Annotated in this window: 14 protein-coding genes; 8 read left to right on the forward strand and 6 right to left on the reverse strand. The window is 53.6% G+C overall.

All coding sequences use genetic code 11. The features are described 5' to 3' along the window. Window positions 1-62 precede the first annotated feature (62 nt). Entirely contained in the window at window positions 63-1,295 is a 1,233-nt protein-coding gene (gene ylbJ / locus DYE26_RS28875) for a sporulation integral membrane protein YlbJ (RefSeq protein ID WP_036619815.1), read from the reverse strand. Window positions 1,296-1,701: 406 nt separating this feature from the next. On the opposite strand from ylbJ, the gene DYE26_RS28880 reads away from it, so the two are divergent. Beyond that, window positions 1,702-2,079 carry a globin domain-containing protein gene (locus tag DYE26_RS28880; RefSeq protein ID WP_036619818.1) on the forward strand — a complete coding sequence of 126 codons (378 nt, stop codon included), beginning with the start codon at window positions 1,702-1,704 and terminating at the stop codon, window positions 2,077-2,079. A 54-nt stretch (window positions 2,080-2,133) separates the two neighbouring features. Beyond that, window positions 2,134-2,832: a DUF2225 domain-containing protein gene (locus DYE26_RS28885; RefSeq protein WP_036619821.1), complete on the forward strand. Its 699-nt coding sequence runs from the start codon at window positions 2,134-2,136 to the stop codon at window positions 2,830-2,832. A 117-nt stretch (window positions 2,833-2,949) separates the two neighbouring features. On the opposite strand, the gene DYE26_RS28890 is transcribed toward DYE26_RS28885, so the two are convergent. Further along, complete coding sequence (locus tag DYE26_RS28890; RefSeq protein WP_036619823.1) at window positions 2,950-3,183, reverse strand: hypothetical protein; 234 nt, start codon at window positions 3,181-3,183, stop codon at window positions 2,950-2,952. Continuing rightward, window positions 3,180-3,404: a YycC family protein gene (locus tag DYE26_RS28895; RefSeq protein ID WP_036619824.1), complete on the reverse strand. Its 225-nt coding sequence runs from the start codon at window positions 3,402-3,404 to the stop codon at window positions 3,180-3,182. The genes DYE26_RS28890 and DYE26_RS28895 overlap by 4 nt, the downstream gene beginning before the upstream one ends. Window positions 3,405-3,506: 102 nt before the next feature. On the opposite strand from DYE26_RS28895, the gene DYE26_RS28900 reads away from it, so the two are divergent. Together DYE26_RS28900 and DYE26_RS28905 are read left to right on the forward strand one after the other, a co-directional pair. Then, a complete protein-coding gene (locus DYE26_RS28900; protein WP_036619827.1) occupies window positions 3,507-5,309 on the forward strand; it encodes a M3 family oligoendopeptidase in 1,803 nt (600 codons plus the stop codon). 1,242 nt (window positions 5,310-6,551) lie between these two features. Continuing rightward, a complete protein-coding gene (locus DYE26_RS28905) occupies window positions 6,552-6,968 on the forward strand; it encodes a hypothetical protein (protein WP_036619829.1) in 417 nt (138 codons plus the stop codon). Between the two features lie 92 nt (window positions 6,969-7,060). On the opposite strand, the gene DYE26_RS28910 is transcribed toward DYE26_RS28905, so the two are convergent. Together DYE26_RS28910 and DYE26_RS28915 are read right to left on the reverse strand one after the other, a co-directional pair. Beyond that, complete coding sequence (locus DYE26_RS28910) at window positions 7,061-7,285, reverse strand: alpha/beta-type small acid-soluble spore protein (protein ID WP_036619831.1); 225 nt, start codon at window positions 7,283-7,285, stop codon at window positions 7,061-7,063. Window positions 7,286-7,482: 197 nt separating this feature from the next. After that, window positions 7,483-8,478, reverse strand: a complete 996-nt coding sequence (locus DYE26_RS28915; protein ID WP_036619833.1) for an aldose 1-epimerase — start codon at window positions 8,476-8,478, stop codon at window positions 7,483-7,485. 509 nt (window positions 8,479-8,987) lie between these two features. Between DYE26_RS28915 and trpS the strand changes: the two genes are divergently transcribed. The 4 genes from trpS to DYE26_RS28935 all read left to right on the forward strand — a co-directional run bounded on the left by trpS (window position 8,988) and on the right by DYE26_RS28935 (window position 13,729). After that, the gene (gene trpS / locus DYE26_RS28920) at window positions 8,988-9,971 is read left to right on the forward strand and encodes a tryptophan--tRNA ligase (RefSeq protein WP_036627566.1); all 984 of its coding nucleotides are present in this window, start codon (window positions 8,988-8,990) and stop codon (window positions 9,969-9,971) included. Window positions 9,972-10,505: 534 nt separating this feature from the next. Further along, on the forward strand, window positions 10,506-11,420 hold the full coding sequence (locus tag DYE26_RS28925) for a transposase (protein WP_051985266.1): 915 nt from the start codon (window positions 10,506-10,508) through the stop codon (window positions 11,418-11,420). 753 nt (window positions 11,421-12,173) lie between these two features. Next, on the forward strand, window positions 12,174-13,112 hold the full coding sequence (cyoE, locus tag DYE26_RS28930; protein WP_036619835.1) for a heme o synthase: 939 nt from the start codon (window positions 12,174-12,176) through the stop codon (window positions 13,110-13,112). 14 nt (window positions 13,113-13,126) lie between these two features. Continuing rightward, entirely contained in the window at window positions 13,127-13,729 is a 603-nt protein-coding gene (locus DYE26_RS28935) for an SCO family protein (protein WP_036619837.1), read from the forward strand. Window positions 13,730-13,794: 65 nt separating this feature from the next. Here DYE26_RS28935 and DYE26_RS28940 read toward each other — a convergent pair whose 3' ends face one another. After that, window positions 13,795-14,142 carry a toprim domain-containing protein gene (locus DYE26_RS28940; protein WP_036619841.1) on the reverse strand — a complete coding sequence of 116 codons (348 nt, stop codon included), beginning with the start codon at window positions 14,140-14,142 and terminating at the stop codon, window positions 13,795-13,797. Window positions 14,143-14,429 lie beyond the last annotated feature (287 nt).

The raw sequence follows: 14,429 nt of genomic DNA on the forward strand, positions 1-14,429 counted from the left end.
ATCATAATCAATTCCCCGGCAGAACACAATGTTTCGTTTCTTCCCCCATCCTATTCAAAAATTCAACTTAAATATTTCTTTGGTTTTGCAAGCCAGCGATGAATGATTCTCGACAGGACAGACAAAATAATCAGCGTCAAGACCAGCGCAAGCGCCAGCCGGAACGCCGCCGGAACCGACCGCCAGCCGGGAAGTTGCGCGGCTTCCGCGGGCGAAAACAGGCCGAAGGCCGGCGCGGCGCCCATGACGGGTTCCCAAATCAGGAGCAGCAAAGCCGCGGCAACCAGGCCGTGAAGAAAGCGGGCGAACAGAAACGGCAAATAACGCAGATCGCTGCTGTTTAAGATGCTGGCCACCTGGGCATGCACCGAAAGCCCGCCCCAGGATAAAATAAACACCGCCGCCGCCGCTTTGTACATCAGCGGGATGCCTTCGGGAGCGGCGGAAGACTTGGCGCCGAGCGTAACTTCAAACAAGCCGCCGACGATCGCCTCGGCCAGCTCCGCGGGGAGCCCAACCGCGGGCAGCAGCCAGCGCAGGGCGGCATACAGGGCGTTCATGACGCCGGAGGCGGTCAGAATCTCCAGGATGACGGAGAAGAACACGACAAGTCCGCCGACGACGGTCATAAGCTGCAGGGACGAAACGACGGCCTGGCGCAGCAGTTCGCCGAGGCTCCGCCCGTCGCTGATCCGTGCCTGGTGCATGGCCTGCAGCGCCTGCTTTAAACTCAGCCGCCGGGAGGAAGCCGCATCGGCGCGAACTTCGGTTCCGGGGGCGCCCGCCCGGTAAAACCGCATGATTCCTCCGATCAGCAGCGCCCCGCCGTAGTGGGCAAGCGCGAGCGCCCCGGCCAGCTTCGGGTTGCCGAAGAAACCGACCGAGACGGCGCCGATCAGAAAGATCGGGTCGGAGGAGGTGGTAAAGGCCACCAGGCGCTCGCCCTCTTCGCGGGTAACGAGGCGCTGCTCGCGCAGTTTGGCGGCAAGCTTGGCGCTGACGGGATACCCGGATGCGAATCCCATAGCCAGTACAAAGCCGCCGCTGCCGGGAATGCGGAAAAGCGGCTTCATCAACGGATCGAGCAGCTTGCCCAAAAAGTGCACGATCCCGAATCCAAGCATGATTTCGGAGATTACAAAAAACGGGAACAGCGACGGAAACAGCACATCCCACCAAATCGCCAGCCCGCGGACGCCGGCTTGCCAGGACTGTTCCGGATAGCGCAGCATCAGCACGGCCAAGGCCGCTAAGGACATGAGCAGAAAAAAGGCAACCATTCGTTTTATGACCATAGTAACGCGCCTCCACATCGGATCATAGTGAAGTTTATGTATTTTGTGGGACAAACAGCACAAAAAAATAAACTAAACGGCCGCGGCAAATACTGATCTTTCGGTATTTTTGTGCTAGAATAAATTTAGATGATAAAATTGAAACTTTAGTACCAGCTTTCCTTACGATCATGGACCTCGCAGAAGTAAAATTTTGTGGATGGAGTGATGATAATGAGCATTGTTGCAGGTGTTCTCGTATGCGCTTTTGTGTACGTTATCCGGGCCTCTCTCGTCCATTCCGGTGAAGAGGACTGGAGCAGCTACTGATCGTTTTGATGTTTCATACCCACACGCAGAAGCTCCGATAGGAGCTTTTATTTTTTTTTGCTATAATAAAAAGAGTTGAAAAGCAGGCGGTGAGTATATGAATCCAACCTTAAGCCTCTATGACAATCTTGGCGGCGGCCCAACGCTGAGGCGGCTTGTGGAAGCCTTTTATCCCAAGGTGCAGAAAGATCCGCTGCTTGGACCGCTGTTTCCTGAGGACATTACGCCGGTTATGGAGAAGCAGTACATGTTTTTGACGCAGTTTTTCGGCGGGCCGCCCTTGTATTCCGATGCGTTCGGCCACCCGATGATGCGGGCGCGGCATATGCCGTTCCCGGTGACGAGGGAGCGCGCCGAAGCCTGGCTGGCCTGCATGCGGGCCGCCCTGGAGGAGATCGGAATCGAGGAGCCGCTCCGTGGGTTCGTGCTTGAGCGCCTTTCCGGTCCCGCTTTCCATTTCGTAAACACACCTTAGGACAAGACGCCGGACATACGACGAAGGCGGACTTTTGGAAAGGAAGTTGGAGAATTGGAACTAGAACCCCTTTATCAGATCAAAATTACCTGCGCTTACTGTGAACACGAGTTTTCGACGTCGCGCGTAAGGCCGAGCTTTAAGCGGGCCGTGCGGACGGATAGCGATTTCTGCGGATATTTTCAGAAGGAGAATCCCGATTATTATGTCGTCAGGGTATGCCCTTCCTGCGGATTTGCTTCCACGGAGAACTCCACAGACAGACTGAACGACAAGCAGCGGGCGCTGTTTCAGGAAGCGATCGGCAGCAAGTTCATCAAACGGGATTACGGCGGGCACCGCGACTGGGCCGCGGCTCTCGAGACATACAAGCTTGGGCTGCTGTGCGCGCAAACGATCGGGGAGAAGGAGCGGATTATCGCCAGTCTCTTGCATCATATTGCCTGGCTGTACCGCTACCGGAACAATGAACAGCAGGAGAAGCGTTTTCTCCAGTATTCGCTGGAATCTTACGTTCGCGTTTATGAAACCGAGGGCGTGGGAGGAAGCGACGCCAGGCTGATGTATTTGATCGGCGAGTTGAACCGCCGGGTCGGCAATTACCACGATGCCGTCAAATGGTTCAGCCGCGTCATTAACGACAAGAAGATCATGGACGCCGCCATGATCCGGGCATCGCGGGAGCAGTGGGCGGTGCTGCGCGAGGAAATGCTTGGCGCCGGGCACGAGCTTCCGGAGGAAATGCAGAGTTAACGCCGGATTACCGGAAAGAATATTGGATGCCTGCCGGATCAAATTATAGAGGGCCGTTCTTTGAATGAACGGCCCTAATTGCAGCGATAAGCGTTGCCTGTGAAAGCGTCTGGTGGGTTAGCGCCTTAACACCGTGTCGGTGAGCAAGTAGTCGTTGTCGCAGTCCAGCACATGGACCTTGTTTCCGCAGCAGGGGAACACCAGCAGCTTTTTTTTGCCTTCGCTGATGGATTTGAGGTCGCGCGGTTTTAACGGGAGCAGCACATTGCCGGCGCCGCAAAAAGGACAATCCTGTACATACACGTCTCCCATGACCACATCGTAAGGCCAAGACCGGTTAAACGGAATCATAAGCTTTGCTTCGGATCCCCGGGCTTCGAGTCGCCCGCCGGTTCGGACGCGGAAGGTTCCGCGCCGGCTTCGGCCGGTTTGCTTCCGGCTTCTTCCTTGGCGAGCTCGGCGATCTTTTGGAGTAAAATGTGCTGCGGCATATGCATCAGGTGCTCGAGCGGCACCTTTAATTTCGCTGCTAATTTAACGGCGGTGTCCGGTGAAATTTGTAGCGGCTTCATATGAATATCCCTCCTGTCGAGCTGGTAGCTATATAATAGCATACTTTTCAGCCTGCTTAGGCATCAATAATAAACGATTGAAGAAAGGATGAGACAATATCCATGACATTATTCAATGGACCCCTAGATCCGGCCTGGGAACTTGACTCGATTTTCCCGGGAGGCTCTTCTTCCGCGGCGTTCCGCGAATTTCTTGAGACGTTGGAACGCGATATTGCCGGTTACCACGCAGCGATCGAGGAGATGGGCGCGCCGGCCTCGCTTAAGGACACGGAAGCTTTTGACGGAATCATTGAAGGGCTGCAGGCGGCCTCCGCCAAACTGACGGAAGCGGGCAGCTTTGTATCCTGTTTGACGGCCCAGGATCAGCATGACAAGAAGGCGGTTCAACTGGACGCCAAAGTAACGTCGATTCGGGCTGCGTACAACAATGTGACGACCTTGTTCTGGAACGTGCTGCGTTTGACGAGCGACGAGGTGTGGGCGGACTGGATGAAGCGCGGCGAGATCGCCCCGCTTTCCTTCGTGCTCAGCGAAAAGCGCGATGAAGCCCGCGAGAAGCTGCCGCCCGAGCTGGAGAGCCTGGCTTCGGACCTGGCTATCGACGGTTACCACGGCTGGGGACAGCATTACGACACGATCGTCGCCAAAGTAAACGTGCCGTTCCAGGAGCCGGGCGGCGAAGTGAAGATGCTGTCCGTAGGCCAAGCGGCCAACAAGCTGGACGATCCGGACCGCAGCGTCCGCGAGCGGGTATTTGCCAGCTGGGAGGAAGCCTGGAGCAATTCCGCCGATTATTGCGCGGACACGCTGAACCGGCTGGCGGGCTTCCGTTTGAAGCTGTACGACAAGAGAGGCTGGGACGATATCCTGAAGGAGCCGCTGGCGATCAATCGCATGTCGGGGGCAACGCTGGATGCGATGTGGCGAGTGATCGAGGAGAACAAGCCGAAATTCGTCGCTTATTTGGAGCGGAAAGCGAAGCTGCTGGGGCTCGACAAGCTGAACTGGGCCGATGTGGACGCGCCGCTCGGCAAAGTGACGGAAGAAATTACGTACGACCAGGCCGCGCAAGATATCGTCAAGCAGTTCGGCGGCTTTAGTCCGAAATTGGCCGAATTTGCGGCCGAAGCGTTCCGCAAGCGCTGGATCGAAGCGGAGGACCGCTCCGGCAAACGGCCGGGCGGTTTCTGCACCGCGCTTCCGGTCAGCAAGCAAACGCGGATTTTCATGACGTTCGGGGGAACGCTTTCGAACGTGTCGACGCTGGCTCATGAGCTCGGTCACGCCTATCATCAGTATTTGATGGAGGAGCTGCCGGTGTTCAACCAGGATTACGCGATGAACGTCGCGGAAACCGCTTCGACCTTTGCGGAAATGATCGTGTCGGACGCCCTGGTGAAAAACGCGGCAAGCAAGGAAGCGAAAATCGTGCTGCTCGCCGACCAAATCCAGAGATCCATCGCCTTCTACATGAACATCCATGCCCGCTTCCTGTTCGAAACGCGCTTTTATGCGAAGCGCCGGCAAGGTTTGCTGGACGCCGGCGAATTGTCCGCGCTGATGGAGGAAGCGCAGCGGGAAGCGTACCGCGGGGCGCTGGGCAACTATCACCCGCATTTCTGGGCTTCCAAGCTGCATTTTTACATCACGGATGTACCGTTCTATAATTTCCCGTATACCTTCGGGTACATGTTCAGTACCGGCATTTACGCGATAGCGCAGCGGGAAGGCCAAGCGTTCGCGGAGAAATACGACGCGCTGCTGCGGGATACGGGCCGGATGACGGTGGAGGAACTGGCCGCCAAACATCTGCAGGTTGACTTGACCAAGCCGGATTTCTGGCGCGAGGCGATGGCGTTATCCGTGGCTGACGTCGATGCGTTCCTGGAATTGACAAAATAAATTGTGTGATTGGGCCCCCGTCATATTGTGGCGGTGAGGGCCCGTTTTTATTACGGCCACGCGCAATCATCACGAAGCTAACGGACCCCAGTGACGGTAGTCGTTCCAAATCAAGGAGAACATTGTTATAGGCCATCAGTCCGACCTAAATCAACTGCCCAACGAATTAAAGTATTCTTTTCTTGGGGGGGTGGCAGATCAACACTCGCTGTCTGGGGACTTTGCACGATTATCCCGCTTGATCAGGTAGCAGGGAAACAAACAAGCTCGGGAGAAGAAAATAATTGGTGGAGAAACAGCTAGATTCGAGATAATTTAAACGGGCTTAGGAGAAGAAATCAGGGTTTAGAGAAGGTGAAACAGACCGCATAAGAGATCTAGACAAGAGATCAAGACAGGAGATCAAGGACAAGACGCGAGGGAAACGAAAAGACCGTGATTTTGCTGTAGCCTGAACCCTTCCGTCTTCAATAACGCCCGCACCGTTCATGTTAGTCTACACCAATCAAGTTGATCTGCGTCAAACTCCCCCGCACCGTTCCGGCGTCTCGATCAAGCCGCAGCCGTAAGGGGCTGGTTTGGTTGGCATACGATCAGCCGGCGGTAAGGGATCGCGGGAATCGCCACACACATGCGCAGCAACTTCTGCCGCATCGTTTCTTCCGCTCCGGGCAGTCCTGCTCGCTTTGGTAACGGCTGCTAAATGGTTGAAGTTCTGTTTCCACATTGACTTCCATATCAGGCTCACCCTCGAATTAAAAATACACGAACACAGGTTCCATTTATTTTATTGTACCAAACGTACGTTCCCTTATCAAGCCGGACATTTCACCTGAACCGCCTCATTTTTTCCCATCTCTTTTTCTTCTTTCTTTTTTTGGAGCCCTTGCCCTTGCCCTAGCCCCCCTGCTCACTGAACGAAAGGGAATAATCGTGCAAAGGCAGGCAGCAGGCAGGGACACCAAGACACAAAGACCCTTTAGACAGCCCTATTACCTGGCATCGATTTGTGACACTGCTCGAAACGGCTACGGTGCAAAAGGTAGATGCGCTACATCAAGACTTACCTGCCGATTTTTTACTGCGAAAGATGAGCTGTGTAATTAAAAGAAATTACAGTCATATTTTGCAAAGTAATTATTAACCAAATTTGTTGTATATTGTTGAACGTTATATAATTATGGCCTATAATGAGACATAAGCCCTATATAATGGGGACTTACATGGGAAGGGAGGGTGGATATGCTGAAAATCGATGAAATTTCACTCGCCAGACAAGTGGAAATGGCATTTAAGGAGCTGGAAGAGGAGCTTTCCGGATTAACATCAGGCACCGTATTCATCCAAATCCGCAACAATACCATCGGAAAATTCGGAATCCGCCACAATCCGATTGCCGGACGGAACGGGCATCTCGCCGATGAGGGCGCAGGGCTGACCATGGAGCAGATGCAATGTTTTCGGAGGATGGCCCTCGAATCGTTAAAGTTCAAACGGTATTGGACTCACGGGGAAATCAGCTATGAATTTGCGCTTCGCCAAGGAATGATTGTCGTCGATGCCATATTGGAATCGAATTACAACATGGCCAATTTGTTGATCCAACGCTACTCGCGTAAAGATGCTATCCATACATACAAACAAGATAAGACCTCTTAAACCGCGGTAAACGGGGACATTAAAGGGGAACAGGCGACCTGCATATGCAGATCGCCTGTTCCCTATAGTGTTAAATGATAGGAGAATGCAAGTTACAGGTTCGAACGACCCGACAATTGCTGCTCCGCCAATTGAACCAGACGTTTCGTAATGTAACCCCCGAGGGAGCCGGTTTCACGGGATGTGTAGTTCCCGTAGTATCCGTCTTGCGGAATTTGGACGCCCAGTTCTTGAGCTGCTTCAAATTTCAGTTGTTGCAGCGCGGCGTTGGCTTCACGAACGATAAGGTTGTTTCGGCTTCCGCTTCTACCTGCCATCGTTGTCACCTCCTTTGCCTTTGTGGTGTTAGTATGGTTCCTAGGGAGAAAAATATGCGGGTAGACTTCGATCTTTAGTAGTGGTAATTATTTCATTTCAGAAATCGGCGGCCAGCGGCGCGCAAAAAGGCCGTCCATCATCGCAGATGGATGATGGACGGCCGCTTGGTTTCGTATTGAGGCATGGCAAAAAAGGATCAGGAGTCGGATTCGGGAGCGGATTCGCCCTCAGGGTAAACGATGTCCAGGTTCAGGTTCAGCTCTATGGACTGCTGCGGCTTTAGATCAATCAACCCCGTCTGCTCGGCGGGCAGGGGGGAATTCGGGGCGTCGGGGAGCCAGGTATAAGGCTCGATGCAGAAAAACCGGTCGGCCTCGCCCTTGGAATAGATGACCCAAAATTTGAAAAATTCCGGATCGGCGGAATAACGCAGCCCATATCCGTCATCCCGGATCAACTCGGCCACCGCGGGCTTGCCGCCGATGTTCAGCATCGTATCGCAATCTACGCCCTGCAGGTTCATCCCTTCGTTTAAAGCTTCCCATGGACCTAAAGGAGCGATCTCACCAGTGGGGATCAGCTCTTCATCGGCTTTGAACAGCCCGCTAACCGGCAGCTTCAGGTTCCAGCGGCCAGGTTCGCCGTCGATGAGGAACCAGGTGTGAAGGCCCAAACCGAACGGGGCGGCTTTTTGCCCCAGGTGCGTGATTTTAAAGGTTTGCTTCAAAGAAGCGCCCTGCAGCTGCAAGGTCATTTCAAGTTTCAGCGGTTCAGGAAATTGCCGAATCCAGTTCGGATCGTCCGAGGTGACGAACTCCGTGGTGATGGCGCAGCCTTCGTCGTCTTCCTCGATATCGCTGACGCGCCAGGGTTGCGTGCGGTGCAGCCCGTGGATATGGTTGTCGTTTGCCGTATTGCGGTCAAACTGATACTCCTGGCCCGCGTAAGTGAAGCGCCCCCTGCGGATCCGTCCCGGCGGAATCAGCAAAGGGAAGCCGAAATGGTACGGCTTTTGCAAATAGAAATCCAGTTCGCTTTCGTCTGGGCACCGCAGCACATCGCGCTGCTGAACACGGTCCCAAATGCGAATCACGTTATTGCCAAGGCGGGGTAGCAGCGTGACTTCAAGTTCGTGGCTATGTAAGATGTACGTATCGTAACCGTTCCATTGCCCTTTGGTCACCTTTTTCATATCGTTGCTCCTTTTCCCACATAATTATCTGTTCCTTAAGCTAAAACTAATCATAACATTTTTTTGCGGTAGACGAAAAATGAATTTGACATGGACGGCAAACACTTTTATGATGATAATCAATAGAAGCGGGTTTCTGGAGGTCCGGGCGGCCTCAAGGATTCGCCATAGCGACAATGCGATGATGAGGGCAAGTAAGCGAAACGTTCGTCCTGCAGAAAGCCGGTGGTTGATGCGAACCGGAGGAGGAGCTTTGGCCGAATGGGCCTCGGAGCGCCGGACAGAACCGCGGGCAGGCGGGAAGCCTAGCTGCGATGCGAAGTATGCCGGACGGGTCGTTCCACGTTACGGAATCAATAAGGCTGAATTTGGCCCAAGGTTGGCTTGTACAAAGGGTGGCTCTGTTGCAAGGACCTGGAGAATTCGGCGAATAAGGGTGGCACCACGGTCTCACGTCCCTTGCGGGAGTGAGGCCTTTTTTGCATTTAAATCGAGGAGGTCAATGAATGATGAAAAAAGTGCTTTCTGGCATCCAGCCAAGCGGAAAACTGACATTGGGAAATTACATCGGAGCGATCAAAAATTTCGTAACCCTGCAGGATGATTACGCCTGCAACTTTATGGTGGTCGATCTTCACGCCATCACGGTTCCCCAGGAACCGGCCGCATTGACGGAGCAGTCCGAGGCCGTTGCGGCGCTGTATATCGCGGCGGGAATCGATCCGAATAAAGCGAACGTTTATCTGCAATCCCATGTAATGCAGCATGCCCAGCTCGGATGGCTGTTGACCACGCTCACTTCGATGGGCGAACTGGAGCGGATGACCCAGTTTAAAGACAAATCGGCGGGCAAAGAATCGGTTGGCGCGGGATTGTTCGTGTACCCGGCCTTGATGGCCGCGGACATCCTGGTTTATAATGCCGATTTGGTGCCGGTAGGCGAGGATCAGAAGCAGCATCTGGAGCTGACCCGGGATTTGGCGGGACGTTTCAACCACCGCTACGGCGACTATTTTACAATTCCGGAGCCGTATATTCCGGAGGTCGGCGCGCGGATTATGTCTTTGGACGATGCCTCGATAAAAATGAGCAAAAGCAATCCGAACCCGGGCAGCTACATCGCTTTGCTGGACGAACCGGACGTTATCCGCAAAAAGATCAGCCGGGCAACGACCGACTCGGGCCGCGAGGTCAAATTCGATCCGGAGAACAAACCGGAAGTCAGCAACCTGATTACGATTTACAGCCAGTGCGCCGGTTTGACGATCGAAGAAGTGGAGAAGCGCTACGAAGGCCAAATGTACGGTCCGTTCAAAAAGGATTTGGCCGAGGCCGTCGTCAGCGTGATCGAGCCGCTGCAGCAGCGGTACCGCGAGATCCGCGAGTCGGGCGAGCTGCGCCAGATTTTGCGCCAGGGCGCGGAACGCGCGTCCGAAATGGCGGAAAAAACGCTGCAGGACGTACAGCGGCTGATGGGGTTTGTCGTTAAGTAAGAAAACTATAATTTAAAAACTCGACTATCGCAGCTATCGCAGCAAAACATCGGCAGACAAGCCTTGATATAGCAGGGTAAAGCAGGGAATCCATTGCCGGAGTTGGCGCTGAATCAGAGGCGAACAGTGTCTTCCCGGCTTTTGGGGCTGCTTCGTTGAGGAAGCGTCAACGATGCAGAGGGCGTCACGATCCGGTGGGGTAAGTACATCTACCTTCTGCACCGTAGCCGTTTCGAGCGGTGTCACAAATTGCCGCCAGGCGAGGGGCCGTCTAAAGGGACTGTCTAAAGCGTTCGTGTCTTGGTGTCCCTGCCTGCTGCTGCCTTAGCACGATTATTCCCTTCGTTCAGGAGCAGGGAGCAGGGGGAGGGCTAGAGCAAAGGTTCCAAAAAAGAGAGAAGAAAAAACAAAAAAGCTGAGGAAAAAATGAGGTGGTTCAGGTGAGATTTTCGGCTTGATAAGAGAACGTATGTTTGCTATAATGAAATAAATGGAACATATGTACGTATATTCTTGATTCGGGGGCGAACGGATATGGAAGTCAATGCGGGAACGGAACTTCAATCATTCAGCAGCCGTTTTAACAGCGAGCAGGACTGCATGGAAGCGCTAATCGCGATGAAGTGGCCAAACGGCTTTGTCTGCCCGCGCTGCGCTCACACCCGGTGCAGCTATCTGACCTCCCGGCATATCCCTTTGTTCGAGTGCGGAAAGTGCAAGCATCAAACATCGCCTTTGGTCGGCACGATTTTTGAAGGAACGCATCTCCCTCTGGTGAAGTGGTTTCAGGCCCTGGATTTATTCCTGCTTGATGGCGGCATCTCGGCGCTGCGGCTGAGCAAGGAGATCCGGGTCACCTACAAAACAGCCTGGTCGATGCTGCACAAAATACGCCATGCCGTGGGGGAGTTCGATGCCCGGGAGCTGCTCTCCGGAGACGTGAAGGTGAACAGCGATCAGTATGGGCGTAATCCGTCCCGGTGTCAGCTTTCGCATCCGTACGCCTCGGCGGTCGTGGCCGGCTGCACGGTCACGGAGTCGGGCGAGCCGGAACAGGTCAAAATCCGCCTGGTACCGCATAAGCGGGGAGGCGAAAAAAGGGCAAACCGTCACGATCTAACCGCGTTCATCAATGGGCATGTGGATGTCCGTACATCGGCGGTACAGTTGTTCCCTCAGGCCTTTCGGCTGTATGCGCCCTTGCGGAAAGTGGTGAGAGAGGCATGGGAATCGCTGAAGAGTACGTATGGAGCCCTGGGACTGAAGCATCTGCAGGCGTACCTGAACGAGTACACCGTACGCCGTCGGCTGCGCCTGCAAGGAGGACTGCCCGGAGCGGAAGAAACGATGCGGCAGAAGTTGCTGCGCATGTGTGTGGCGATTCCGGCGATCCCATACCGCCGGCTGATCGCACGCCAACCGAGTCTGCCCCTTGCGGCTGCGGCCTGATCGTGATGTTTGAACGGTGGGGGTTACTTGATGCGGATCAACTTAATGGGTAGGGATTAGCATGAACAGTGCGGGCGTTGCTGCAGACGTAAGAGTTCAGGCTACAGCAAAATCACAGTCTTTTCGTTTCCTTCGCGTCTTGTCCTTGATTCCCTGTCTTGATTTCCTGTCTTGATCTCTTATGCGGTCTGTTTCATCTCCCCTAAACCTGATTTCTTCTCCTAAGCCCGTCTAAATTATCTCGAGCCTACCTGCTTCTCCACCAAACATTTTTTTCTCCCGAACTTGTCTTTCTTTTTGCTACCTGATCAAACGGGATAATCGTGTAAAGCCCCGGACAGCGAGTGTTGATCTGCCGTCACCCCACTTCCCTATCCTCAAGCTTTCAACACCCTTCCGCGTTTCTTGGCCACGATCGGCTTTCGACTTGACTGGCAAGCAAGGATTATAAAGTTGAGCCAGACACCTCTTCTGTCCGCCTATCTTAGATCTTTGAACACCTTCAGCTCAAGGATTCACGCTGATTTTTGCTCTGCGAAAGATGAGTTTATAAAGGCCGTTGGACAATCCTAGTGGCCTTTGTGTCACTAAATTGTCAAAATAACCACGCGATATTCCGATGATTGTCAAACACTTTCTTGGTTTGTTATGATAAAGTTTATAGCGAGAACGAAATATTGCCGAATAATTTACGGATTTATAGATATAGCTTAGTCCAAACTCAATACTAATTTGTAGGAGGATGAATCGCGCGTGGACAAACCATTAAGATATCAGGCTTCTTCGGAATCCGCTGCGTTGTCCGTGAGACCTACTCCTCCGGGAGAGACGGCGACTTGGAGAGATTTCATCGCTTTGACCAAGCCGGGAATCCTGCGTTCGAACCTGATCGCGGCTTTCGCCGGTTTTTGGTTGGCTTCGCATTGGCAACTGCAATACGGCAAGCTGGTTTTGATGCTGCTGGGAACGATGCTGGTCATGGCCTCTTCGTGTGTGTTTAATAACTATTTTGACCGGGAAATGGATATGAAGATGGCTCGCACGAAAAACCGCGCCCTCCCGACCGGGAAGGTAGCCCCGAAAACGGTGCTTTGGTATGCGGTTGTTTTGGGCATTTTGGGCCTTGCCGTTTTGTTTGCGTTTTCCGGTCCGCTGGCCGGCTTGTTCGGCGCAGTAGGCATGTTCGTTTATGTCGTTGTTTACACCCTTTGGCTGAAAAGAACTTCGACCTGGAGCACCTCCATCGGGGCGATTTCCGGAGCGATGCCGCCGGCCATCGGCTACGTCGCGGCGTCCGGTACCGTCGATCTGGGCGCGTGTTTGCTGTTCGCTATGTTGTTTTTGTGGCAACCTCCGCATTTCTGGGCGCTTGGCATCCGGCGGACGGAGGAATACCGCGCGGCCGGTTTTCCGCTGCTGCCCGTTGTGAAGGGCATTCCGCGGACGAAGCTGCAGATGATCCCGTATCTGGTGTTGCTCGTACCCATTCCGATCATGATGTACGTTTATGATTACACGGGGATCTGGTTTTTGGTGATCGCGGAAATTTTGTCGGTCGCCTGGCTGCTGATGGCGCTGACGGGCTTCCGCACCAAGGACAACGATGCTTGGGCGAAAAAAGTATTTCTGTTCTCCGTAAACTATTTGACGGTGAACATGATCGTTATGATTCTCGATACCGTACGGTTGTGATGGAGGTCTAAGGGATGGCTGTTTTGAAAAAGTACAAGTGGACCTGGATTTTGCTGGCGATATGCGTTGTTTTGGCGGGATATCTGCTGTGGGACACGTATGCCGCCAAGCCGAAGCTTCCGGTCATCCGGCCGGTGGGCGAATTCAGCATGCAAAATGTGGACGGCAAGACAGTCACCCTGGAGGACACGAACGGAAAGGTTAGATTGTTTTATTTCTTCTTTGCCAACTGTCCGGACGTTTGTCCGATCACGACGTTTCGGCTAAGCCAGGTGCAGGATATTTTGAAGGAAAAAGGCTTGTTCGGCAAAGACGCCTCCATCGTCTCGATCACCTTCGACCCGCAGCGGGATTCGCTGGAGAACGTCAAAGCGTTCGGCGATAAATTCAAAGCCGATTATTCGGGCTGGTATTTCCTGCGCGGGGATGAGCAAAAAACGATCGATTTGGCGATGAACTCGTTTCAAATCCTGATCAACAAGGATAACGACGGAAACTTTGTGCATATGGATCTGATCGGGATGGTCGACCGCGAGGGACGCCTGCGCGAAATTTACCGCCCCGAGGCGACGCCCGAGGAAATCGCTCAAGGCGTAATCGACTTGGCCAAGGAGTAAGCCGGTCGTAAAGATTTGGAACAAGGACAGGGCCTGTCCGCAAACTTATTGGTTTACATTACAGCCTAGTATGAAGCCGGCGGAGGATATAAAATAAATTCCTCCAGTCCGGCTTTTTCCAATTGGGCGATTAAATATTCGTCAGGCGTTCCTTCTACTCCGGCGTACCCCCGTCTGGTATAGATTTGTTCGGCATCGGGAAAAGCGTCCCTGAGGACCGCGCGGATTCTTTTCCCGGACGGATCGTTGTCCAGAAACAGATAAAGCTCGTCGTCCCCCGCCTGCTTGCGCAGGGATTCCAGTTTTGCCGTGTTCAGAGTACCGAAGGTGCAAAGGATGCGCACTTCATCGCCCAGCAGGCGGCGCAGCTTACTGCGGTCGTTTTTGCCTTCGACAATGATGCTGACGCTCAATCTAAAATCACCCCGGGAAGTATGATAGGATCGGTTTGGTATGCTTTTAGTTTATACCGGGCGGCGGGTGCGATGCAAAGTGGGCTGGGCTGATTTGCTGAGGGATGGATCATGACTCGCGGATCGTGGTTCGCGGCAACCGTTAAAGCAGGAAATGATCGGGAAATGAACGAATAAAGTCGTTTGAGTCCGTTGCTAGGGGAAGATCCGTTAGGGGGACCGTCCTCTGTGAAGACAGCCGCCAGACGTTATGTTAATGTGTTAAAATAAGTCAATAACCCGCTCAG

The sequence above is a fragment of the Paenibacillus macerans genome (assembly GCF_900454495.1).
Lineage (GTDB): Bacteria > Bacillota > Bacilli > Paenibacillales > Paenibacillaceae > Fontibacillus > Fontibacillus macerans.

Coding starts and splice junctions, on each gene's coding strand:
- ylbJ (WP_036619815.1), bottom strand. CDS start 1,295: ATGGTCATAAAACGAATGGTTGCCTTTTTTCTGCTCATGTCCTTAGCG.
- DYE26_RS28880 (WP_036619818.1), top strand. CDS start 1,702: ATGAATCCAACCTTAAGCCTCTATGACAATCTTGGCGGCGGCCCAACG.
- DYE26_RS28890 (WP_036619823.1), bottom strand. CDS start 3,183: ATGATTCCGTTTAACCGGTCTTGGCCTTACGATGTGGTCATGGGAGAC.
- DYE26_RS28895 (WP_036619824.1), bottom strand. CDS start 3,404: ATGAAGCCGCTACAAATTTCACCGGACACCGCCGTTAAATTAGCAGCG.
- DYE26_RS28900 (WP_036619827.1), top strand. CDS start 3,507: ATGACATTATTCAATGGACCCCTAGATCCGGCCTGGGAACTTGACTCG.
- DYE26_RS28905 (WP_036619829.1), top strand. CDS start 6,552: ATGCTGAAAATCGATGAAATTTCACTCGCCAGACAAGTGGAAATGGCA.
- DYE26_RS28910 (WP_036619831.1), bottom strand. CDS start 7,285: ATGGCAGGTAGAAGCGGAAGCCGAAACAACCTTATCGTTCGTGAAGCC.
- DYE26_RS28915 (WP_036619833.1), bottom strand. CDS start 8,478: ATGAAAAAGGTGACCAAAGGGCAATGGAACGGTTACGATACGTACATC.
- trpS (WP_036627566.1), top strand. CDS start 8,988: ATGAAAAAAGTGCTTTCTGGCATCCAGCCAAGCGGAAAACTGACATTG.
- DYE26_RS28925 (WP_051985266.1), top strand. CDS start 10,506: ATGGAAGTCAATGCGGGAACGGAACTTCAATCATTCAGCAGCCGTTTT.
- DYE26_RS28935 (WP_036619837.1), top strand. CDS start 13,127: ATGGCTGTTTTGAAAAAGTACAAGTGGACCTGGATTTTGCTGGCGATA.